Consider the following 21516-nt stretch of genomic DNA (forward strand, 5'->3'; position numbering starts at 1 on the left):
CGCTAGTTGCGGTCCTGGGTGAGGGTGGCCCACAGTCCGTAGCCGTGCATGGCCTGGACGTCGCGCTCCATCTCCTCGCGGCTCCCGCTGGAGACGACGGCGCGGCCCTTCTGGTGCACGTCGAGCATGAGCTTGTGGGCCTTGTCCTTGGAGTAGCCGAAGTAGGCCTGGAAGACGTAGGTCACGTAGCTCATGAGGTTGACCGGGTCGTTGTGGACGAGCGTCACCCACGGGACGTCCGGTTCGGGGACCGCGAAGGTCTCCTCGGCGGATTCAGGACGTTCGATCTCTACGGGGGTAGCAACGCTCACCTGTCCCATGCTGCCACCCGGGCGGGCCCGGCGCACAAACGGACCCCACATCTCGTCACTTTGACGAATAGGGGGTAGCATCCCAGCCATGAACTCAGCGGACCTCGGGCGACGGGTCGGCGTTCCGTCGACCGCGCTCTTCACCGACCAGTACGAGCTGACCATGGTGCAGGCGGCCCTCAAGGCGGGCACCGCCGGCCGGCACTCCGTCTTCGAGGCGTTCACCCGCCGGCTGCCCGAGGGGCGGCGGTACGGGGTCGTCGCGGGCACCGGGCGGGTGCTGGACGCGGTGGAGAACTTCCACTTCGACGACGAGATGATCGGCTTCCTGCGCCAGCAGCGGATCGTGGACGAGCCGACGCTCGAATGGCTGGCCGGATACCGCTTCAGCGGCGACATCTGGGGCTACCCGGAGGGCGAGGTGTACTTCCCGGGCTCGCCGATCCTGCGGGTGGAAGGCTCCTTCGCGGAGTGCGTGCTGCTGGAGACGGTGATCCTCTCCATCCTCAACCACGACTCCGCGATCGCGGCGGCCGCCTCACGCATGTCGGCGGCGGCCGGTGGGCGGCGGCTGATCGAGATGGGGGCGCGGCGGACGCACGAGCTGTCGGCGGTGGCCTCGGCGCGTGCGGCGTACGTCGGCGGGTTCGACGCCACCTCGGACCTGGCGGCCGGCTTCCGGTACGGGATCCCGACGGTCGGCACCAGCGCGCACGCCTTCACGCTGCTGCACGACACCGAGCGGGACGCGTTCCGGGCGCAGGTGGACTCGCTGGGGCGCGGGACGACGCTGCTGGTGGACACGTACGACGTGACCGAGGCGGTGCGGGCGGCGGTGGAGATCGCGGGGCCGAAGCTCGGTGCCGTACGGATCGACTCCGGGGACCTGCTGCTGGTCGCGCACCGGGTGCGGCAGCAGCTGGACGAGCTGGGGGCGACGGGCACGAAGATCGTGGTGACCTCGGACCTGGACGAGTACGCGATCGCCTCGCTGGCGGCGGCGCCGGTGGACGCGTACGGGGTCGGGACGCAGCTGGTCACCGGGAGCGGGCACCCCACGTGCTCGATGGTCTACAAGCTGGTGGCGCGGGCCGGTGGGGCGGCCGGTGCGGAGGCGGATGCGGATGCTCCGCTGGTGCCGGTGGCGAAGAAGTCGATGGGCGCGAAGTCGTCGGTCGGCGGTCGCAAGTGGGCGGCGCGGCGGGTCGACGCGGGCGGCGTGGCCGAGGCCGAGGTGATCGGGACCGGTTCGGTGCCGGAGGAGCTGGCGGGGCGGGAGCTGCTGGTGGAGCTGGTGCGGGGTGGGGTCGTGGTGGCTCGGGAGCCGTTGGAGGCGGCTCGGGAGCGGCATGTCTCTGCCCGGGCCGGGCTGCCCATGTCGGCGATGCAGTTGTCCCGGGGGGAGCCGGTGATCGGGACGGAGTACGTGTGAGGCCTCGGGCGCCCGGCGGTCGCTTCGTCCTCAAGCGCCGGACGGGCTGGAATGGGCGCCCCACGGGCTGGATAGGCGCCAGTGGGTAGGGGTTGATTGTCAGGCCCTAGTCTCTACGCTCGTTGGCATCCCCGTGAACGTTGAACATCTCCGCTCCCTCCCCACCTAAGGACACCCGCCATGCACCGCGCATTGATCGTCGTGGACGTTCAGAACGACTTCTGCGAGGGCGGCAGCCTCGCGGTGGCGGGTGGTGCCGATGTCGCCGCCGCCATCACCGACCTCATCGGTGAGGCCCAGCCCGGCTACCAGCACGTCGTGGCCACCCGGGACTGCCATGTCGACCCCGGTGACCACTTCTCCGAGACCCCGGACTACGTGGACTCCTGGCCGGTGCACTGCGTCGCCGGTACGGAAGGTGTCGGGTTCCATCCGAACTTCGCGCCCGCCGTCGCCTCCGGGGCCATCGACACCGTCTTCGACAAGGGCGCGTACTCGGCCGCGTACAGCGGTTTCGAGGGCGCCGACGAGAACGGGACCGGCCTCGCCCAGTGGCTGCGCGACCGGTCCGTCACCGAGGTCGACGTGGTCGGCATCGCCACCGACCACTGCGTACGGGCCACCGCCCTGGACGCGGCCCGTGAGGGCTTCGTCACCCAGGTGCTGCTCGACCTGACCGCCGGGGTCGCGCCGGCGACCACCGAGAAGGCGCTGGACGAGCTGCGCACGGCGGGCGTGAAGCTCTCCGGGAAGCCCGTCGTGGCCGAGGCCCTGTAGGCCCTCCGCAGAGCCTTACGCCGCCGGACGGGCGGGTCCGGCGTGCCCGGCCGGGCCCAGCAGCGCCCGGATCGGGTGCCACAGCTCCTGGCAGGACTGGAGCGCGAGCGCCGGCTGCGCGGCCGGGCCCGCCTGCGGCGCCGCCCGCCAGAGCAGGCCGTCCGGGTGGTGCAGCACCGCCGTGACCTCGTCCGGTGTCGGCGGCCGGTCGTTGCCGCGCAGGTACACCGCCCGCAGCCCCAGGTTGCGCAGCCTGGTCAGGGCGCGCGCCCGGTTCGCGGCGTGGACCAGGACCCGTACCGGAACGCCCGGATCCGATCCCGTACCGCCCGGTCTGGTGAGGGTCAGGGCCACCACCACCGTGCCGTTCGGCAACCTGCAGAAACCTCCGCCTGCCATGCTCCGCACTCCCCCGTGAGACGTCGTGTCAATAAGGATGTGAACAAGACGCACCTAAACACGATCGGCCGCCGCCCGCTAGAGGGCGACGGCCGATCATGCTCTGACCTGCGGTTTTATGAAATTATCGACCTGAGGGGCTGACCAGCACGGTCATCGTGGAGCCGCTCAGCGGCTCGTGGACGATGGAGATGCGGGTGTTGGTGTCAGAAACCTTGACACTGCCCGTCGGGTTCTCCTTGTACCAGTAGGTGCCCTTGCGGTCGTCGAAGACCGGGTTGCCCAGGGCGGGCTGGATCCTCAGCGGCACGTCCTTGTTGTGGAGCGTGAAGCCCTTGTTCGGGTACCAGCTGAACGGGGCGTCGAACGGCTGGATCTTGTTGCGCACGATCGAGCCGTCCTTCCACTTCAGCGGCTTCGCGTGCGCGTCGACCGGCAGGATCAGACCCTCGCCCGGGTGGACGGAGGTGTTGTTGTCCTTCTGGGAGGTGTCCCAGAGCCAGACGAGCAGACCCGTCTGGTACGCGTAGTGCTCGACCCAGTCGGGGCGGGTGGTGGAGAAGCCGAAGTTGTACGGGCCGACCTTGAGGGTCTCGTCGTACGACACGTACTGGCGGTTCTCCGCGATGTAGTACTGCGGGTAGTCCTGCGTGAACGACTCGCCGATCCGCGAGAAGCCCTTCGCCGTCCAGCCGTTGTCACCGTCCTCGGCGTTGTCCGAGAAGAGGGTGGCGCCGTCGGCGGTGATGGTGATCTCGTCGGCCGCGAAGCCCTTGCCGCCCGCGCCGCCGTCCGTCTGGTAGCGGAAGCGGAGGTCGACCTTCTTGCCCGCGTAGGCGTCCAGGGAGAAGGAGAGCTTCTGGTACGCGCCGGAGACGTCGGTCAGGGCCGGCTTGTCGCTGGCGTCGCGCGGGATGGCCTTGCCGTCGGCGGTGCCGTCGAGCGCGGTCCAGCTCGTGCCGCCGTTGTCGGACACCTCGGTGTAGAGGTAGTCGTAGTCGGCCTCGATGTCGTACCAGCCCGAAAGGTCCAGCTTGGCCGAGGACTTGCCGGTCAGGTCGACCGAACGGGTCAGCGTGTTCGACAGGTTGTCGCCCCGGTCGCTCCACCACTGCTTCGTACCCTGGGCGGGCTTGACGACGGTGGTGGTGACGGCCTTGGCCGGCAACTCGACGACGAGCGCCTGCGGGTCCTTGGTGTTGTACTCCGAGACGCCCAGCTTGTGCAGCGAGGTCTTGCCCGCCTTGGCCGTGTCGTAGTCGAGCCAGCCCAGCTGGAGCTTGTCCCACGAGGTCATGTCGCCCGGCAGGTTGCCGATCTCGCCCTTGCCGGTGCCGAGCCAGGAGCCCGCCGACATCAGGGACCAGAAGCCGACCGAGTTCTCGCCGCCGCCGGAGGTGTCGTACAGGTCCGGGAGGCCGAGGTCGTGGGCGTACTCGTGGGCGAAGACGCCGAGGCCGCCGTTCTCGGGCTGGACGGTGTAGTCGCCGACCCAGATGCCGGTCCCACCGATCTGCGCGCCGCCGGCCTTGTTGTCGGCCGGGCCGGTCGCGCCGGCGTTGGTGCCGTACGCGTACCAGCGGTGCGCCCAGATGGCGTTCTCGCCCTCGGCGCCGCCGCCGGCCGACTCGTCCTCGCCGGCGTGGACCAGCTGGAAGTGGTCGATGTAGCCGTCCGGCTCGTTGAAGTTGCCGTCGCCGTCGAAGTCGTAGCGGTCCCACTGGTCGTACTCGGCGAGGTTCGCCTTGATCTGCGCGTCGGTGCGGCCCTTGGCCTTCTGGTCGGCGACCCAGGCGTTGACGCCGTCGCGGACCGCGTCCCAGACGTTGGCGCAGTTGGACTGGCCGCAGTAGTTGGAGCCGTAACGGGCCTCGTTGTAGTCGACCTTCACCCAGTCGGAGACCTGGCCCTCGACCGAGTAGCGGCCCGAGGAGGTCTTCTCGTAGTAGGTCTTGAGCGAGTGGACGCCCTTGCCCTCGCCGAAGTACAGCTTCTCGAAGTGCGCCTGGTTGTAGTCGGCCTTCCAGGCGGTGCTGTTGTCCTTCTTGGGGTCCGGCTTGGCGATCTCGTTGTGCGCCGGGCCGGGCGTGCCGCCGTACTTCTTGACCGGCGGCTTGGGGCCGTCGCCGTCCGGGTCGAACATGGTCGTGTCGTCGACCTTGTCGCCGAACTCCAGCAGGATGGTGAAGATCTTGTCGGTCTTCTCCCGGCCGAGTTCGACGTACTTCTTGTCGCCGAGCTTGACGACCTTGGAACCGGCCCTGGTCGTCACCTTCTTGTCCCCGGCGAGCACCTGCTCCAGCGCGGCCTCCCGCTGCGCTGCCTGCTGCTCGCTGAAGGGACCTTCGAGGTTGTGCTCCACGTGTCCCTTGCCGGGCGCCGGGTCATGGCGGTCGACGGTGGGAGCGGTGGAGGCGGTGGAACCTGACGTGGTGTCATGCGCCTGGGCGGTGGCGAAGGTCGAGGCCGTCGCCGCGGTCGCGGCCATGGCCACGACAACAGCAGCGGCGCGAAGCGCCCGTCTCTGATTGGTCACTTGATTGCAGTCCTCCCCGGGCGTCCGCGCAGCGGCCAGGGGGGTATGGAGAGGGCCGCGCGCGCAACGCGTCACAAGTGACGACATTCGATCGGAGTTGCGAGAGAAAAGACAGACCTTGACTTGAACAGACCAAGTGCACTATGCAGGAGCGCTTTCCCGATATGCGGACAGGATCACCGCCAACGGGCGCGTCACACCGTCCGGTTGGCGAGAGACGTGACTCCGTGCGCCCCCTGTGCACCGGTACCGTGGGTTAGGTCACGCTTACTACCGGTCCGGGTCGGGCATCCACCGTCGTAGGGTCGGAAGGTACCTGTGCACGTACCTCCGCCCGCCCATCCGACGTCCCGAGGACGGAAGAACGCCATGCCGCGTCCGACTGCCGCACAGCTCGTCTACGGTTCGGCCACCGTCATCTGTACGACCCTCGCCCTGCTGCTGCTCTCCGGTACGGAATCGGGCATCGGCGTGGGCATCGCCGCCTCCACCGGGCTCGCGCTCGGCCTGCTGGTGGCCCTGCGCCTGCCGCAGGCCCGGCCCCGGCCGGCCACCGCCACGGCCCGGACGGCGCATCCGCACACCGCCCACGCCGCCGCCGCCTCCACCGCCCGTGCGCACCACGCCCTGGACGGCGTCGGAGCCCGGCAGCGGGTGCCGGCCGCCCGCTCGTCCCGGCAGGCGGACCGGCAGGCGGATCGGCAGCACTCGCTGCGCCGCTGAGCGACCCGCGCTTTCGGCAGCCGGACGGGAGGACGACGCACCCGCCCGGCTGCTTCCGCGTGCCTACCTGGCCACGACCACCACGGTCTTGGCCGCCTTGTCCTGGAGCCCCTGCCGGTAGGGCTTGTCCGTGAACATCAGCACGATGTTGATCAGCCACCACAGGCACGGGCAGCACAGCAGCGCCGGAGCCCACAGGACGACGGCCCGCATCAGCGCGGCGCCGGTGTCCGGCACCCGGCCGTCGTTCAGCATGGCCACGCGGAGCTTGAGCAGGCGCTTGCCGAGGGTCCGGCCGTCCTTGTGCGTGAAGTACGTGTCGTACGCGACGTAGACGACCAGGCCGATCAGCGACCACAGGAACTGGTGGCCGCTGTAGGCGGCGTCGAACCCGTCACCGCCGTCCCCGTCGACATCGATGGCCCCGCCCCACGGCAGCGAGATCAGGTACAGCGGGATCGAGATGATGAGGAGGTCGATCAGCCGCGCCAGGATCCGCTTGCCCGGCTCGGCCAGCGGCGGCATCCCGGCCAGCGGATCCGGCGCCCCGAAACCGCCGCCGCTTCCGTACGGGTCGTTCGGCGGGGGCGGAGGAGGCGGCGGGGGCGGCGCACTCCCGTACGGCGGCTCACCGTAGGGCGGCTCACCGTAGGGCGGCTCACCGTAGGGCGGCTGACCTCCCGTCGGCGGCTGACCGTCTGACGGCGGCGGAGGCTCCTGCGGCTTCTTGAGGAACGGATCGTCGTCCTCGGGCGGCTGGCCGGGCGTCGGCTGGTCGTTGCTCATGGGGGCAGTGCATCCCGGGCCACCGGGGGCCGCAACGGCTCAGGTGCGTTCGGGGGACGCGGAGCGGCAAACGAGTTTACGGCGGGGCCGCGGGCCCTGCCCGTTCAGCCGGGTCCGATCCCCGCTCAGCCCGCCACGAACGTGCGGGCCGCCTTGTCGTGCCAGCACTGGCGCCACGGGCGGTCGATCAGGCACCACAGCACGTTGGCCACGCCGATGACCAGAAGCCCCAGCAGCCCGTAGACGAGCCAGCGGCGCAGGGCCGCCCCGAGGGTGGGCGTTTCGTGGGACTCGATGTCCCGGACGTCGAGCCCGAACAGCTTCTTGCCGAGCGTCCGGCCCCACTTGGCGGTGGGCAGCGCCTCCAGGAGGAAACCGAGGAGGAGGAAGGCCGCGAACAGCGCTCCCAACAGCGTCCCGGTGGTGGAGTCCAGCAGCCAGACGGTGACGGTCTCGCCGGTCTGCTTCGCCGCCGTGATCTTCCGGTCGATGTGGTCCATCGCCTGGGTGCCGAGAGGGATGGCCACCGCGCCGACGACCATGCCGAGCACCAGGTTGTCGACCAGCCGCGCCGCGAACCGCTTGCCGAGCCCGGCGGGCCGGGCCGCCGCCTGCGAGCGGACGAGCTGCTGGAAGGGGTCATCGGCCACCGGCGGCTTCCAGGGCACGACGGGCTGGTCCGGCGCCGCGCCGGAACCGGACTGCGCGAAGGAAGGCTGCTGTTGCTGGTGGGGCAGGGGGTGTTGGTGGGGTGCTTGTTGCTGGTGGTGCTGCGGGGCCTGCTGGTACTGCTGTTGTTGCAGGGGCTGCTGGTGCTGCTGCGGCTGCTGCTGGTGCTGGTGCTGTTGTTCCGGCTGAGCCAGTGGGTGGGCCTGCTGCGCCCACGACGCCGAACCGCCGCCGGGGCCCGGGGTGAGCGGCGTGTGCAGGGCCGCCGGCGGAGCGGGCGCCGGAGACGGCGTGGGTACGGAGGTGGCGGCGGGGGCCTGGACCGGTCCCTGCGGGGCCTCCTGAGGGGCGGCGGCCTGGGCCGGGAGGGGCTGGGCGGGAAGGGCCGGGGCGGGTGCCGGGGTCGGGGTCGGGAGCGCCCGGGGTCCGGGCGCCTGAGCGGGACTCAGGTTCTGCGCCGCGCTCACGTTCTGCGCCCCGCTCCGGCTCTGCGCCCCGCTCACGTTCTGCGCCCCGCTCACGTTCTGCGCGCCGGTCACCTTCTGCGGGCCCACCGCGCGGATCGTCACCGTGCCCTCGGCCGGTGGCCGCGCACCGGCCTCCTCCGCCGCCCGGCCGGCGCCTCCGCCGTCCCGCATCCCCGGCAGCGCGCCGCCGGTCGGGTCCTGCGCGCGAGGTGCCCGGGGGTCGGCGGCCGGTTCCGATGCCGGGTCGGGCCAGGAGACCCGGCGGTCCCGCTCGCCGCCGAAACCGGTCTGGCGCGCGGAGTCCGCCTGCCAGACGGACCCGGCGTCCGCCCCCGCAGACCCACCGGGCCCACCCGGACCGCCCGACCCGTCCGAGCCCTCCGGAAGCCCGTCCTCCTCGTCGAAGAAGATCGGCCCGGTCTCCTCCACCGGCCCGGCCTGCGCACCCGCCTGCGGAGCGGCCGTGACGGGGCCGGCGGCCGGAGCCGCCTGCTGCGGCGCGGGCCGGCTCGTACCCGGCACCCAGGACGCGCCGTTCCAGTACCGGACGTAACCGGGGATGGAGGGGTCGGGGTAGTAGCCCTCACGGGGGCTGTCGTCACCGGGTGCCGGAGTTGGCGCGCTCATCAGCGGGTCCCGTATCTCTTCGAGGCCTCAGGCCGTTCGGCGCCGGGAGGGCGGACGGCCTCCATACAAGGGTCCACATCTATCAGACCGCCACGTATCCCCGGGCCGGTCCGCCTGTTTGGGACCACTTTCACGATGGATCGAAGTTTTTTTGAGAAGTCGCGTAATAGGTGGCGGGGAGGGCGCTCTCTCCTTGTGCGGGACGGTCAGCGGGACCGGCCCAGGAGCACCGGAAGGTCGTGCATTCTCGTGATGAACATCGTGGAACGTGAGCTGGAGCTGAAGCTCGTCCTCTCCCCCGAGCGGTCCATCCCGGTCCCCGCCCGGCTGACGTACCGCACGGACGACCCGTACGCCGTGCACATCGCCTTCCACATCTCCTCCGATTCGCCCGTGCACTGGACGTTCGCCCGGGAGCTGCTGGTGGAAGGGGTGTTCCGGCCGTGCGGGCACGGGGACGTACGGATCTGGCCGACGAAGATCCAGAACCGCAGCGTGATCTGCGTGGCCCTCACCTCCCCCGACGGCAACGCCCTCCTTGAGGTCCCCTCGGCCGCCGTGGCCGCCTGGGTCGAGCGGACCCTGCGCGTGGTGCCGCCGGGCACGGAGAGCGACCGGCTCGGGATCGACGAGGCGCTGGCCGAGCTGCTGGCCCCGCTGCCGGCGGACGACCTGTGGCTGAGCGACCCGTGGTCGGCGGACGAGTCGCCGTCCCAGGACGGTGAGGCGTGAGGGCCCCCGTACGAAGCGGACGTGAGGGCCCCGTGCGCAGCGAGGCTCAGAAAAGCTTGCCGGGGTTGAGGAGGCCGAGCGGGTCGAAGGCGGCCTTGATACCGCGCTGCAGCTCGATACCGGTCTCGCCCAGTTCGCGGGCGAGCCACTCCTTCTTGAGGACGCCGACGCCGTGTTCGCCGGTGATGGTCCCGCCCAGCTCCAGACCGAGCGCCATGATCGCGTCGAAGGACTCCCGGGCCCGGCGGGACTCGTCGGGGTCGGTGTGGTCGAAGCAGACGACGGGGTGGGTGTTGCCGTCGCCGGCGTGGGAGCAGACGCCGATGGTGAGGTCGTACCGCTCGGCGATGGCCGCCGTGCCCGCGAGCATCTCGCCGAGCCGTGAGCGCGGTACGCAGACGTCGTCGATCATCGTGGCGGACTTGACGGCCTCCAGCGCGGTGAGCGACATCCGGCGGGCCTGGAGGAGGAGTTCGGACTCGGCCGGGTTGTCGGCCGGGACCACTTCGGTGGCTCCGGCGGCCGTGCAGAGCGCTCCGACGGCGGCGAGGTCGGCGGCAGGGTCCGGTGTGTCGAAGGCGCAGAGGAGGAGCGCCTCGGTGGTCTCCGGCAGTCCCATGGCGGCCAGCTGGTTGACGGCACGCACGGTCGTCCGGTCCATCAGTTCGAGGAGTGACGGGGTGTGACCGCGCTCCATGATCCGGCACACAGCGTCACAGGCGGCGGCTGCCGACGGGAACTCGGCGGCCAGCACGAGCTGTTGCGGCGGCTGCGGTTTCAGCGCGAGGACGGCCTTGACGACGATCCCGAGGCTGCCTTCGGAGCCGACGAAGAGCCGGGTCAGGTCGTATCCGGCGACGCCTTTCGCCGTCCGGCGGCCGGTGGTCAGGAGCCGCCCGTCGGCGAGGACGACGTCCAGACCGAGGACGTACTCGGCGGTGACCCCGTACTTCACGCAGCACAGGCCGCCGGAGGCCGTGCCGATGTTGCCGCCGATGGTGCAGGTCTCCCAGCTGGAGGGGTCCGGCGGGTAGTAGAGGCCGTGTTCGTTCACCGCGCGTGACAGCACCGCGTTGATGACGCCCGGCTCGACGACGGCGATCCGGTCGACCGGGCTGATCTCCAGGATCCGGTCCATCCGCCCCAGCGAGAGCACGATGCAGCCGTCCGAGGCGTTGGCCGCGCCGGACAGGCCGGTACGGGCGCCCTGCGGGACGACCGGGACGCGCAGCTCGGTGGCGGTGCGCATGACGTGCTGGACCTGCTCGACCGTGCGCGGGAGCACGACGACGGCGGGGGTGCCGGCCTCGCAGAAGCTCGCCATGTCGTGGGCGTAGGACGCGGTGACGTCCGGATCCGTGATCAGGGCCTCGGCCGGGAGCCCGGTGCGCAGGCGTTCGAGAAGATCGCTCATGGTTCCAGCGTGGCACTCGGGGGCCAATGGTGTGAACCCGTCGGCGGGAGCGATCCCAAGGCGCGGTGTGCTCGTATGACTGACGCACAGTGATGGCCATGGATGTCATGCCCCAGCAGGATCCCGAGTCCCGCCGGCCGCCCGAGCCGTCCTCGGAGGGCCCGCACGACTCGCACGACCCCTATGTGATGCCCGCCGAAGGCGCCACCGCCGTACCGCCTCCGCCGCCCACGCTGCGGACGACCCTGCGCCGGGCCGCGTTCGGGGCGCTGGCGGCGGGGGTGCTGCTGGCCGGGGCGCTGGTGGCCGTGCCGGACGGGAAGGACGACCGGGCGAAGGAGCCGGGTCCGGTGGAGCGGGCCGAGGCGGCGGCGACCGCGGGTTCGCCCGCCTCCCTCTCCGATCTGACCGCGCTGATCGGGGACCGGCAGAAGTGGGTGGAGGCGCATCCGGGTGACGCGCCGTCGTGGGCGACGCTCGGTTCGGCGTACGTGGAGTGGGGGCGGCGCTCGGCGGACGCGGCGTACTTCGGGCGCGCGGAGGAGGCGCTGAAGCGGTCGCTGGCGGAGCAACCGGGTGAGCGCGGGAACGGGGAGGCGTGGGTGGGGATGGCGGCGCTGGCCAACGCGCGCCACGACTTCCTGGCGGCGAAGCGGTGGGGCGAGACGGTACGGAAGCAGGAACCGAAGACCTGGCGCGTGTATCCGGTCCTCATCGACGCCTACACCGGTCTCGGGGACGTGAAGGCGGCGACCGCGGCGACGGAGAAGTTCGGTGAACTGCGCAAGGGCGTCCCGGCCCTGGCCCGGACCGCCGACCTCTACCGGGGCCAGGGCTGGCGCGAGGACGCGCTGGCCACCGCCCGGGAGGCCGCCGACCACGCGACGACGCCCGCCGAGAAGGCCGAGGCGCTGCACCGGCTCGGCGAGCTGGCCTGGGAGCGGGGTGAGGCGGAGGAGGCGGTGGCGCAGTTCGACGCGGCGCTGCGCACGGACGCCGGTCACCACGCCTCGCTCGCCGGCAAGGCGCGGGCGCTGGTGGCGCTGGACCGGACGGACGAGGCGGTGGCCACGTACCAGACCGCCCTCACCAAGCTTCCGCGCCCGGCGTACGCCCTCGAACTCGGCGAGCTGTACGCGTCCCTGGAGCTCGACGGCGACGCGAAGAGCCAGTACGAGAAGCTGGGCGGGCTGCTGGAGCAGGCGAAGGCGGCTGGGGTCGACGAGTCGCTGGTCCGGGCCCGGTACGAGAGCGACCACGGGGACCCGGCGGTGGCGGTGGAGCTGCTGCGCGGCCAGTGGAGGAAGCAGCACCGCAGTGCGGCGGTGGCGGACGCGCTGGGCTGGGCGCTGCACCGGGCGGGCAGGTCGGAGGAGGGCCTGGAGTACGCGCGGCAGGCGGTGGAGACGGGCGTGCGGAACGCCTCGTACGCGTACCACCTGGGCGTGATCGAACGGAAGCTGGCGCAGTACGGTCCGGCCCGCCGCCATCTGGAGGAGGCGCTGCGCACCAACCCGGCCTTCTCGCCGCTGGACGCGCCGAAGGCCCGGGAGGCGCTGGAGACGCTCGGCGAGCCGCCGCCGGGCGGGCCGGGGGACATGCAGCCGCCGCCTCCGCCCCCGCCGGCGCCTGAGCCGAAGCGGGAGGCCAGGCCGGAGCCGAAGCAGGAACCGAAGCCCGAGCCGAAGCGGGAGTCCCCCAAGCCAGAGGCCCCGGCGCCCGCTCCTTCGCAGACGGCTCCGGCCCCGTCGAAGGCGGCCCCGAGCAGCCCGGCCGCGGTGGAGGCGGACGCGTCGAAGTCTCCGTAGAACGGCTGCCGGAAACGGCGTACGCCACCGCGGTCCGGGGTGCTGCCCCGGGCCGCGGTGGCGTGTGTATCCGCGGAAAGGCTGGGCTCAGAGGTTGCCGCGCTTCTCCTGCTCGCGCTCGATCGCCTCGAAGAGGGCCTTGAAGTTGCCCTTGCCGAAGCCCATGGAGCCGTGGCGCTCGATCATCTCGAAGAAGACGGTCGGGCGGTCCTGGACCGGCTTGGTGAAGATCTGCAGCAGGTAGCCGTCCTCGTCGCGGTCGACCAGGATCTTCAGCTCGCGCAGCGTCTCGACCGGCACCCGGGTCTCGCCGGCCCACTCGCCGAGGGTGTCGTAGTACGAGTCGGGGACGTCCAGGAACCGGACGCCCGCCGCGCGCATGGCACGCACCGTCGAGACGATGTCGTTGGTGGCGAGCGCCATGTGCTGGACGCCGGGGCCGCCGTAGAACTCCAGGTACTCGTCGATCTGCGACTTCTTCTTCGCGATCGCCGGTTCGTTGATCGGGAACTTCACCTTCTTGGTGCCGTCGGCCACGACCTTGGACATCAGGGCCGAGTACTCGGTCGCGATGTCGTCGCCCACGAACTCCTTCATGTTCGTGAAGCCCATGACCTCGTTGTAGAAGGCGCACCACTCGTTCATCTTGCCGAGTTCGACGTTGCCGACGCAGTGGTCGATGGCCTGGAAGGTGCGCTTGGCCGGGGGCTCGACGATCGGCTCGGCGGCGACGAATCCGGGCAGGTAGGGGCCGTCGTAGCCGCTGCGGTCCACCAGCGTGTGGCGGGTCTCGCCGTAGGTGGCGATGGCGGCGAGGACGACCGTGCCGTGCTCGTCCTTGACCTCGTACGGCTCGGCGACCGAGGTGGCACCGTGCTCGACGGCGTACGCGTACGCGGCGCGGGCGTCCGGGACCTCGATGGCGAGGTCGATGACGCCGTCGCCGTGTGCGGCGACATGGCCTTCGAGGAAGCGGCCCCAGTCGGTGGAGGCCTTGATCACAGAGGTGAGGACGAACCGGGCGGCGCCGCTCTCCAGGACGTAACTCGCGGTCTCGCGGCTGCCGTTCTCCGGTCCGGAGTAGGCCACGAGTTTCATGCCGAAGGCGGTCGAGTAGTAGTGCGCGGCCTGCTTGGCGTTGCCCACGGCGAAGACGACCGCGTCCATTCCCTTGACCGGGAAGGGGTCGGCCTGCCGGGCGGTGTCAGGGCTGGTGTGCAGAGTCTCAGTCATGTTCGAAGGCTCTCCCCGCATCGCAAGGTGCGCAATAGTTCGCGTATTCACTGGTCAATGTGTTCAGTGACTCGCCATGATGGCCGGACTATCTGTACAGGGTGACCACCGGAGGCGGGCTCGTGGCGATCGATCATCTGGACGGCCGGCTCATCGTGCTGCTCGCGCGGGAGCCGCGCATCGGCGTCCTCGAAGCATCCCGGCGGCTCGGCGTGGCGCGCGGGACCGTCCAGGCGCGGCTGGACCGCCTTCAGTCGAATGGCGTCATCCGCGGGTTCGGCCCGGACGTGGACCCGGCGGCGCTCGGCTATCCGGTCACCGCGTTCGCGACGCTGGAGATCAAGCAGGGCCAAGGCGCCGACGTACGGGCCCATTTGGGCGGCGTACCGGAGGTGCTGGAGCTGCACACCACCACCGGGCACGGGGACATGCTCTGCCGGCTGGTGGCCCGTTCCAACGCCGATCTCCAGCGGGTGATCGACCGGGTTGTCGGATTTGATGGCATTGTCCGGGCCTCCACGGCGATCGTCATGGAGAACCCGGTTCCGCTGCGGATCATCCCGCTGGTGGAACAGGCGGCCCAGGACACCGACTAGCGCCTGACCCACGCGGCAGGCCCCGGACCGAGGGAGTGCCGTGTGAGCTTCTGGGAGTATCTGAACACCCGCCACCAGCAGCTCCTGACGGATGCGTTCCAGCACGTCAGCGCCGTTTTCCAGTGCATGGTCATCGCGACCGTGCTGGGGGTGGTGATCGGCGTGGTGAGCTACCGCAGCGGCTGGGGCGGCTCGCTGGCGATCACCTCCACGGCGACGATCCTCACCATCCCGTCGCTGGCCGCGATCGGTCTGCTGATCCCGCTGGTCGGCCTCGGTGTCGCGCCGACGGTGATCACACTGACGCTGTACGGGCTGCTGCCGATCGTCCGGAACTCCATCGTGGGGCTGCGGGGCGTCGATCCGGCGCTGGTCGACGCGGCGACGGGCATCGGGATGTCACGGGTGGCCCGGCTCTGCCGGGTGGAGCTGCCGCTCGCCTGGCCGCCGATCCTGACCGGCATCCGGGTCGCGACCCAGATGCTGATGGGGATCGCCGCCATCGCCGCGTACGCCTCCGGGCCCGGCCTCGGCAACGAGATCTTCCGGGGCATCGCCTCGCTGGGCAGCGCCAACGCGATCAACCAGGTCCTCGCGGGCACGCTCGGCATCGTCGTCCTCGCTCTGCTCTTCGACGCCGCGTACGTCCTGCTGGGGCGGCTGACCATCCCGAGGGGGATCCGTGCCTGAGACCGAGACCGTCCCTGCCAGGGAGAGCACCGCCACCTCCGGGGCCACCATCCAGCTGGAGAACCTGACCAAGAAGTACCCGGGCAACCCGAACCCGGCCGTCGACAACGTCTCCATGGAGATCAAGGCCGGCGAGACCGTGATCTTCGTCGGCCCGTCCGGCTGCGGAAAGTCCACCACGCTGAAGATGATCAACCGGCTGATCGAGCCGACCTCGGGCCGGATCCGGATCGGCGACGAGGACGTCACCGACATCGACCCGGTGAAGCTACGCCGCAAGATCGGGTACGCGATCCAGTCCTCGGGCCTCTTCCCGCACATGACGGTCGCGGACAACATCGCGCTGGTCCCGAAGATGGTCGGCTGGTCCAAGTCCCGGGTGAAGGACCGAGTGGAGGAGATGCTGGACCTGGTGGGTCTGGACCCGCGCGAATTCCACGGCCGCTATCCGCGCCAGCTCTCCGGGGGCCAGCAGCAGCGGGTGGGCGTGGCGCGGGCGCTGGCCGCCGACCCTCCCGTACTCCTGATGGACGAGCCGTTCGGGGCGGTCGACCCGATCACCCGCGACCACCTCCAGGACGAGCTGATCCGGCTCCAGCACGAGCTGCACAAGACGATCGTGTTCGTGACCCACGACTTCGACGAGGCGATCAAGCTCGGTGACCGGATCGCGGTGCTGCGGGAGCGTTCGCACATCGCGCAGTTCGACACGCCCGAGGCGATCCTGACCAACCCGACGGACGACTTCGTCTCCGGTTTCGTCGGTGCGGGCGCGGCCCTGAAGCGGCTCAACCTCACCCGCGTACGGGATGTGGGCATCGCGGAGTTCCCGACGGTGACGGTCGAGGACCCGCTCCAGACGATCTTCAACAAGCTGCGCAACGGCCCGCACAACGAGCTGCTGATGCTGGACCGGCAGAACCGCCCGTACAAGTGGCTGCGGCGCGGCGACCTGATGCGGGCGCGCGGTTCGCTGGCGCGGGCCGGGCAGCTGGTGCACGACACGGTGACCCGGGACGCCACGCTGCACGACGCGCTGGAGGCGGTGCTGACGGACAGCGGCGGGCGGGTCGCGGTGACCGGGCGTCGCGGCGAGTTCATCGGGGTCGTCGACATGAAGACGCTGATGGACAACGTGCAGGAGCTGCTGGAGGCCGACCGACTGACCGCGATGGAGCACCAGCACGAGCTGGAGGAGCAGCGCGTCCACCAGACCGAACAGGAGCTGGAGGGAGGTGGCGGCGGAGTATGAGCCCCAGCCACCAGTCAGGCTCCGGCAAGGGCCCGGCCACCCCCACCCGTCCGCCGGGCGAACACGACGTCAAGGGCCACGCCTTCCACGACGAGGAGAGCGACCCCTCCCCCGCTCCGGCCGCCCCGGCGCGCCGGATCACCTGGCGGAAGCTGGTGGTCCTGCCGGCGGTGCTGGTGGCCATCCTGGTCATCACGTACGTGTGGATCACCAACATCCACCTGGACTCCATCGCGGAGAACTCGCTGAGCGGCGGCAACGTACAGCTGCGCTGGTGGCAGCACGTGCGGCTGACGGCGATCTCCACCTTCTGGGTGCTGATCATCGCGATCCCGCTGGGCATCGCGCTGACCCGGCGGCGGTTGCGGAAGGCGGCCCCGGCGTTCACCGCGCTGGCCAACATCGGCCAGGCGACCCCGGCGATCGGCCTGCTGGCGCTGCTGGTGATCTGGCTGGGCATCGGGCCCCGGACCGCGATCATCGGCATCGTGATCTACGCGGTGCTGCCGGTGCTCTCCAACACGGTGGCGGGTCTGCGCGCGATCGAGCCGAACATGATCGAGGCGGCGCGCGGGATGGGGATGTCCGGGCGGGGCGTGCTGCTGAAGGTGGAGCTGCCGCTGGCGGTGCCGCTGATCCTGGCGGGAGTGCGTACGGCACTGGTCCTGAACGTCGGTACGGCGACACTGGCCACGTTCGGCGGGGGCGGCGGGCTCGGCGACCTGATCACCTCGGGGATCCAGACGCAGCGGATGCCGGTGCTGATCATCGGCTCGGTGCTGACGGTGGTGCTGGCGCTGCTGGTGGACTGGCTGGCGTCGCTGGCCGAACTGGCGCTGACGCCGCGCGGGTTGGAGGAGCGGTGAGAAGGAAACTGCTGCTGATGCTGGTACCGGTGCTGCTGGTGGGCGGCTGCGGGCTGAAGAGCGGTTCGCCGATGGTGGACGACGTGTCGCCCGGGTCGGTCGGGCAGGGCAGGCCGCTCAAGGGCGCCACGCTGACGGTGACGTCGAAGAACTTCAGCGAGAACATCATCCTCGGCCAGATGACCGGCCTGGTCTTCAAGGCGGCCGGCGCGGAGGTGCTGGACCGGACGAACCTGCCGGGCTCGATCAGCGCCCGCGAGGCCATCATCAACGGCGACGCCGACGCGCAGTGGGACTACACCGGCACCGGCTGGATCACCTTCCTCGGCCACGCCGATCCGATCGTCGACCCGCAGAAGCAGTACGAGGCGGTACGGGACGAGGACCGCGGCAACGGGGTGGTCTGGCTGCCGCCGGCCCCGCTCGACAACACGTACGCGCTGGCCATCAGCAAGAAGAACAACGCCAAGTACCAGCTGAAGACGCTGTCGGACGTGGCGGCGCTGGCGAAGAAGGACCCGTCCGCGGTGACGATCTGCGTGGAGAACGAGTTCGCCTCGCGGGACGACGGGCTGCCCGGCATGGAGAAGCGGTACGGGATGAAGATCCCGGCGGGCAACATCCAGAAGATGGACGCCGGGATCATCTACACCCAGGTCTCCGGGTCCGACTCCTGCCTGCTCGGCGAGGTGTTCACCACCGACGGCCGGATCGAGGCGATGGACCTGGACGTGCTGGAGGACGACAAGGACTTCTTCCCCAACTACAACGCGTCCCCGGTCGTCCACCTGGCCACCTTCGAGAAGTACCCGGTGATCGCGGAGCTGCTGGACCCGCTGGCCAAGAAGCTGACCACGGAGGTCGCACGGACGCTGAACGCGAAGGTGGACGTGGACGGGGAGGACCCGCACGAGGTGGCGAAGGAGTGGCTGGTGGCGGAGGGGTTCATCGAGGAGGGGTGAGAGGGCGGGGGGAGTTGCAAAGAGTGCGTTGCAAAAACTTCTTGCAAAGGGAGCTTTGCAAGTCTACGGTCGAGGCATGACGGAGAACGAGACCGCGCGGCGCGCCCCTGACCCTGCCCCCGCCGACGCCCCTGCCCCCGACCCTGCCGACGCCCCCGCCGGTGGGCGGAACATCCACAACATCAACGCCCGTACGCTGCGCACCCTCGCGCACCCCCTGCGGATCCGACTGCTCAACGCCCTGCGGGAGTTCGGCCCCGCCACCGCCTCCGGGCTCGGCGAGCGGCTGGGCGAGTCCAGCGGCGCGACCAGCTACCACCTGCGCCAACTGGCGGAATCCGGCCTGGTCGAGGACGCTCCGGAGCTGGGCAAGGGCCGCGAGCGCTGGTGGCGGTCGGTGCACGACGGAACGATGGTCGAGACCGCCGGCTTCCGGACGCACGCCGACCCGGAGGTACGCGGGGCCATCGACGTCGTCCTGCACGAGACGGCCACGACCCACGCCCAGGAGCTGAACACCTGGCTCGGCACGATGGACGAGTGGCCGCAGGAGTGGCAGCGGAGCTGGGACATGAGCGACTTCAAGCTGCGCCTCACGCCCGAGCTGGCGCAGGAGCTGCACGAGAAGCTCCACGACGTCGTGGAGAGCTACCGGGACCGCGTCCCGGAGGACACCGAGGGCTCGGCGGTCGTGCGGACCCATCTGCACACCTTCCCCCGCCCGCCCGAATGAGCAGCGCACCCCAACAGCCGAGGGCCCGAAGGGAATTACTCATGCACGCCGACACGCACGCAGACATCCACCTCGCCCTGCACACCGACCGGGCCACCGAACTGCGCCACGAGGCAAGGGAGTTCAGCCCTCACCTCCACCCTCACCTCCACCCTCACCTCCGCTCCCGTCTCCGTGCCCGGATCGGCTGGACGATGGTCGCGGTCGGCCTCCGGCTGGCCCAGGGCGGCAGGGCGAACGGCACCCGCCCGTTCCGCACGGCCTGACGGCAGGCATACGGGGGAAGAGAAACCATGCGCCACCACCGCATACCCCTCGCCGCCACGCTCGCGGCCAACTCCATCTCCACCGCCGGGACTTCACTCACCCTGATCGGGGTGCCCTGGTTCGTCCTGGAGACCACCGGCAGCGCGGGCCGGGCGGGCGTCGTCGCGTTCTGCGCCACCCTGCCGATCGTCCTCGCCGCGCTGATCGGCGGGCCGTTCATCGACCGGATCGGCCGCCGCCGGGTCGCCGTCGCCTCGGACACGGTGTGCGGCCTCGCCATCGCCGCGATCCCGCTGCTGCACCACGTGGGCGCGCTCGAATTCTGGATGCTCTGCGCGCTGATGGCGCTGAACGGCTTCGCCCACACTCCGGGCAACACCGCCCGGTACGTGCTGACCCCCGACCTGGCGGAGCACGCCGGCACCACGCTCCCCCGGGCCGCCAGCCTCTTCGACGCGGTCTCGCGCGGGGCCAGGATGGTCGGCGCGGCGCTGGCCGGCGTGCTCATCGCCTTCGCGGGCTCGGAGACCGTACTGCTCCTGGACGCCGCGACGTTCGGGCTGTCCGCGCTGCTGGTCGCCGTCGGCGTACGGGGGTTGGGCCCGGCCGCGCCACGCAAGGGCGGGGCGCCCGTCTCCCTGCGGACGTACGGCACCGACCTCCGCGAAGGCTACGGCTACTTGCTGGGCAACCGGCTGCTGCTGGCGGTCGTGGTGATGGTGATGTTCATGAACGGCACCGACCAGGGCTGGAACGCCGTCCTGCTCCCGGTGCACGCCGAGGCCGAGTTGGGCGGGGCCCGGGACATCGGGCTGCTCACCGCGCTGTTCGGGGCGGGCGGGCTGACGGGGGCGCTGCTGTACGGGGCGGTGGGGCACCGGTTCTCGCGGCGGGCGGTGTTCACGGTGTGCGTGATCCTGTGCGGTGCGCCGCGCTTCCTGGTCGCCGGGGTGACCGGGACGGTGCTGCCGCTGGCGGTGACCATGCTGCTCGGCGGGATCGCCGGCGGGGTGCTGAACCCGATCCTGACGACGGTGATCTACGAGCGGATTCCGGACCGGCTGCGGAGCCGGGTCTCGGGGGCGCTGACCGCCGGGTGCGAGTTCGCGATGCCGCTGGGCGGTCTTGCGGCCGGTCTGCTGGTCGAGGGGATGGGCCCGTCGGGGGCGCTGCTGGCGATGGGCGGGGTGTACTTCCTGGCGACGCTGAGCCCGCTGGTGTTCCCGTCGTGGCGGACGATGGAGGGACCGGCGGTGGACGGGGCGGCGGGTCAGGAGGTCTCCGTACCGTCGTCGCAGGCGGTCAGCAGCTCGGGACCTTCCCGCCGTGCTCCAGCGCCTTGAGCGCGTCCACCGCGCCGCCGAGCGTGGTGACCGGGATCAGCCGCAGCCCGTCGGGCCGCTCGGCCTCCGCCTCGCGGCACTCGGCCTTCGGGACGAGGAAGACGGTGGCCCCGTCGCGGTGGGCGGCCTGGGTCTTCATGGAGACGCCGCCGACCGCACCGACCTTGCCGTCCGCGCTGATCGTCCCCGTACCGGCGATGGTGCGGCCGCCGGTGAGGTCGCCGCCCCTGCCGTCGCCGTCGAGCTTGTCGATGATGCCGAGCGAGAGGAAGAGCCCGGCGCTGGGCCCGCCGATGTCGCCGAGGTCCACGGTCACGCGCATCGAGCCGGGCTTGCGCTTCAGCTGGTTCAGGGCCGCGTCGACGGCGACGTTCTGGGACTGCTTCATGTCGTTCAGGTTGTGCTGCTCGATCTCCTGCTCGGAGCCGCCGGTCGGGTAGACGGAGTCACGGGGCATGACCGCCCGGTCCGTACGGAACCAGCCGTCCACCACGTTGCCGATCCGGATGTCCGCCGTGGGCCCGGTGGCGACGATGGTGGTCATCCGCAGCTGCCCGTCGGTGGGCCGGGTCTCCGCGCCGGTGATGGTGATCACCGGCTTGCCGCGGTCCTCGCCGAGCACATCGGCGGTCACGCCGGGCTGCGCCACGGTGAACGGGAGCGGCGCGAGGGCCGCCGTACCGAACAGGGCGAGGACGGGCAGCGCGCAGAGGGCGAGCGCGCGGGGGCGCGAGAGACGAGAGAGCACGCGTCCAATCTAACCGGCGCGCGGAAACGGAACCGCGCCAGGCGTACGCCCCCGGCTCTGACCGCCGCACGGAAACGGGAACGGACCAGGCGTACGCCCCCGACGTACCACTGGCGCAGGGGCGCCGCCGGCGGAGGGCCGGGCC

21 protein-coding genes are annotated in these 21516 nt (G+C 70.9%); 13 read left to right on the forward strand and 8 right to left on the reverse strand.

Annotated features, from left to right (window positions below):
* Positions 1 to 2 precede the first annotated feature (2 nt).
* Complete coding sequence (gene clpS / locus ACQP09_RS11535) at positions 3 to 320, reverse strand: ATP-dependent Clp protease adapter ClpS (protein WP_356754085.1); 318 nt, start codon at positions 318 to 320, stop codon at positions 3 to 5.
* A gap of 79 nt (positions 321 to 399) precedes the next feature.
* Between clpS and ACQP09_RS11540 the strand changes: the two genes are divergently transcribed.
* Entirely contained in the window at positions 400 to 1743 is a 1344-nt protein-coding gene (locus ACQP09_RS11540) for a nicotinate phosphoribosyltransferase (protein WP_433398170.1), read from the forward strand.
* A gap of 180 nt (positions 1744 to 1923) precedes the next feature.
* A complete protein-coding gene (locus ACQP09_RS11545) occupies positions 1924 to 2520 on the forward strand; it encodes an isochorismatase family protein (RefSeq protein WP_432150552.1) in 597 nt (198 codons plus the stop codon).
* A 15-nt stretch (positions 2521 to 2535) separates the two neighbouring features.
* On the opposite strand, the gene ACQP09_RS11550 is transcribed toward ACQP09_RS11545, so the two are convergent.
* Together ACQP09_RS11550 and ACQP09_RS11555 are read right to left on the reverse strand one after the other, a co-directional pair.
* Entirely contained in the window at positions 2536 to 2919 is a 384-nt protein-coding gene (locus ACQP09_RS11550) for a hypothetical protein (RefSeq protein WP_404058513.1), read from the reverse strand.
* 124 nt (positions 2920 to 3043) lie between these two features.
* The gene (locus ACQP09_RS11555) at positions 3044 to 5455 is read right to left on the reverse strand and encodes an immune inhibitor A domain-containing protein (RefSeq protein WP_433398173.1); all 2412 of its coding nucleotides are present in this window, start codon (positions 5453 to 5455) and stop codon (positions 3044 to 3046) included.
* A gap of 369 nt (positions 5456 to 5824) precedes the next feature.
* Here ACQP09_RS11555 and ACQP09_RS11560 point away from each other — a divergent pair, with 369 nt between their 5' ends.
* Entirely contained in the window at positions 5825 to 6178 is a 354-nt protein-coding gene (locus ACQP09_RS11560) for a hypothetical protein (protein WP_433398174.1), read from the forward strand.
* 63 nt (positions 6179 to 6241) lie between these two features.
* Here ACQP09_RS11560 and ACQP09_RS11565 read toward each other — a convergent pair whose 3' ends face one another.
* Together ACQP09_RS11565 and ACQP09_RS11570 are read right to left on the reverse strand one after the other, a co-directional pair.
* The gene (locus tag ACQP09_RS11565) at positions 6242 to 6964 is read right to left on the reverse strand and encodes an RDD family protein (RefSeq protein ID WP_433398176.1); all 723 of its coding nucleotides are present in this window, start codon (positions 6962 to 6964) and stop codon (positions 6242 to 6244) included.
* A gap of 125 nt (positions 6965 to 7089) precedes the next feature.
* On the reverse strand, positions 7090 to 8727 hold the full coding sequence (locus ACQP09_RS11570) for an RDD family protein (RefSeq protein WP_433398178.1): 1638 nt from the start codon (positions 8725 to 8727) through the stop codon (positions 7090 to 7092).
* A 249-nt stretch (positions 8728 to 8976) separates the two neighbouring features.
* Here ACQP09_RS11570 and ACQP09_RS11575 point away from each other — a divergent pair, with 249 nt between their 5' ends.
* A complete protein-coding gene (locus ACQP09_RS11575; protein WP_403380904.1) occupies positions 8977 to 9459 on the forward strand; it encodes an SsgA family sporulation/cell division regulator in 483 nt (160 codons plus the stop codon).
* Between the two features lie 46 nt (positions 9460 to 9505).
* On the opposite strand, the gene ACQP09_RS11580 is transcribed toward ACQP09_RS11575, so the two are convergent.
* Positions 9506 to 10873 carry an FAD-binding oxidoreductase gene (locus ACQP09_RS11580; protein ID WP_433398179.1) on the reverse strand — a complete coding sequence of 456 codons (1368 nt, stop codon included), beginning with the start codon at positions 10871 to 10873 and terminating at the stop codon, positions 9506 to 9508.
* 98 nt (positions 10874 to 10971) lie between these two features.
* On the opposite strand from ACQP09_RS11580, the gene ACQP09_RS11585 reads away from it, so the two are divergent.
* On the forward strand, positions 10972 to 12681 hold the full coding sequence (locus ACQP09_RS11585; RefSeq protein ID WP_433398181.1) for a tetratricopeptide repeat protein: 1710 nt from the start codon (positions 10972 to 10974) through the stop codon (positions 12679 to 12681).
* Positions 12682 to 12768: 87 nt separating this feature from the next.
* Here the strand turns inward: ACQP09_RS11585 and hppD are convergent, their stop codons facing one another.
* Positions 12769 to 13914, reverse strand: a complete 1146-nt coding sequence (hppD, locus tag ACQP09_RS11590) for a 4-hydroxyphenylpyruvate dioxygenase (protein WP_356073449.1) — start codon at positions 13912 to 13914, stop codon at positions 12769 to 12771.
* Between the two features lie 122 nt (positions 13915 to 14036).
* Between hppD and ACQP09_RS11595 the strand changes: the two genes are divergently transcribed.
* From ACQP09_RS11595 to ACQP09_RS11630, 8 genes are all read left to right on the forward strand, one after another.
* The gene (locus tag ACQP09_RS11595) at positions 14037 to 14510 is read left to right on the forward strand and encodes an Lrp/AsnC family transcriptional regulator (RefSeq protein ID WP_266779334.1); all 474 of its coding nucleotides are present in this window, start codon (positions 14037 to 14039) and stop codon (positions 14508 to 14510) included.
* A gap of 42 nt (positions 14511 to 14552) precedes the next feature.
* Positions 14553 to 15200 carry an ABC transporter permease gene (locus ACQP09_RS11600; RefSeq protein WP_018512361.1) on the forward strand — a complete coding sequence of 216 codons (648 nt, stop codon included), beginning with the start codon at positions 14553 to 14555 and terminating at the stop codon, positions 15198 to 15200.
* The gene (locus ACQP09_RS11605; RefSeq protein WP_433398185.1) at positions 15193 to 16452 is read left to right on the forward strand and encodes a betaine/proline/choline family ABC transporter ATP-binding protein; all 1260 of its coding nucleotides are present in this window, start codon (positions 15193 to 15195) and stop codon (positions 16450 to 16452) included. Before ACQP09_RS11600 ends, ACQP09_RS11605 begins: the two co-directional genes overlap by 8 nt.
* The gene (locus tag ACQP09_RS11610; protein WP_433398187.1) at positions 16449 to 17318 is read left to right on the forward strand and encodes an ABC transporter permease; all 870 of its coding nucleotides are present in this window, start codon (positions 16449 to 16451) and stop codon (positions 17316 to 17318) included. Before ACQP09_RS11605 ends, ACQP09_RS11610 begins: the two co-directional genes overlap by 4 nt.
* The gene (locus ACQP09_RS11615) at positions 17315 to 18280 is read left to right on the forward strand and encodes a glycine betaine ABC transporter substrate-binding protein (protein ID WP_433398189.1); all 966 of its coding nucleotides are present in this window, start codon (positions 17315 to 17317) and stop codon (positions 18278 to 18280) included. Before ACQP09_RS11610 ends, ACQP09_RS11615 begins: the two co-directional genes overlap by 4 nt.
* A gap of 76 nt (positions 18281 to 18356) precedes the next feature.
* Positions 18357 to 19013 carry an ArsR/SmtB family transcription factor gene (locus tag ACQP09_RS11620; protein ID WP_433398191.1) on the forward strand — a complete coding sequence of 219 codons (657 nt, stop codon included), beginning with the start codon at positions 18357 to 18359 and terminating at the stop codon, positions 19011 to 19013.
* Positions 19014 to 19054: 41 nt separating this feature from the next.
* Positions 19055 to 19279 (forward strand): hypothetical protein, encoded by a 225-nt coding sequence (locus tag ACQP09_RS11625; RefSeq protein ID WP_433398193.1) that lies wholly within the window; start codon positions 19055 to 19057, stop codon positions 19277 to 19279.
* 27 nt (positions 19280 to 19306) lie between these two features.
* Positions 19307 to 20623 carry an MFS transporter gene (locus ACQP09_RS11630; RefSeq protein WP_433398195.1) on the forward strand — a complete coding sequence of 439 codons (1317 nt, stop codon included), beginning with the start codon at positions 19307 to 19309 and terminating at the stop codon, positions 20621 to 20623.
* On the opposite strand, the gene ACQP09_RS11635 is transcribed toward ACQP09_RS11630, so the two are convergent.
* Positions 20583 to 21371 carry a S16 family serine protease gene (locus tag ACQP09_RS11635; RefSeq protein ID WP_433398197.1) on the reverse strand — a complete coding sequence of 263 codons (789 nt, stop codon included), beginning with the start codon at positions 21369 to 21371 and terminating at the stop codon, positions 20583 to 20585. The genes ACQP09_RS11630 and ACQP09_RS11635 overlap by 41 nt on opposite strands.
* Between the last annotated feature and the right edge of the window lie 145 nt (positions 21372 to 21516).

The organism is Streptomyces sp. CA-146814, assembly GCF_050942385.1.
Taxonomy (GTDB): domain Bacteria; phylum Actinomycetota; class Actinomycetes; order Streptomycetales; family Streptomycetaceae; genus Streptomyces.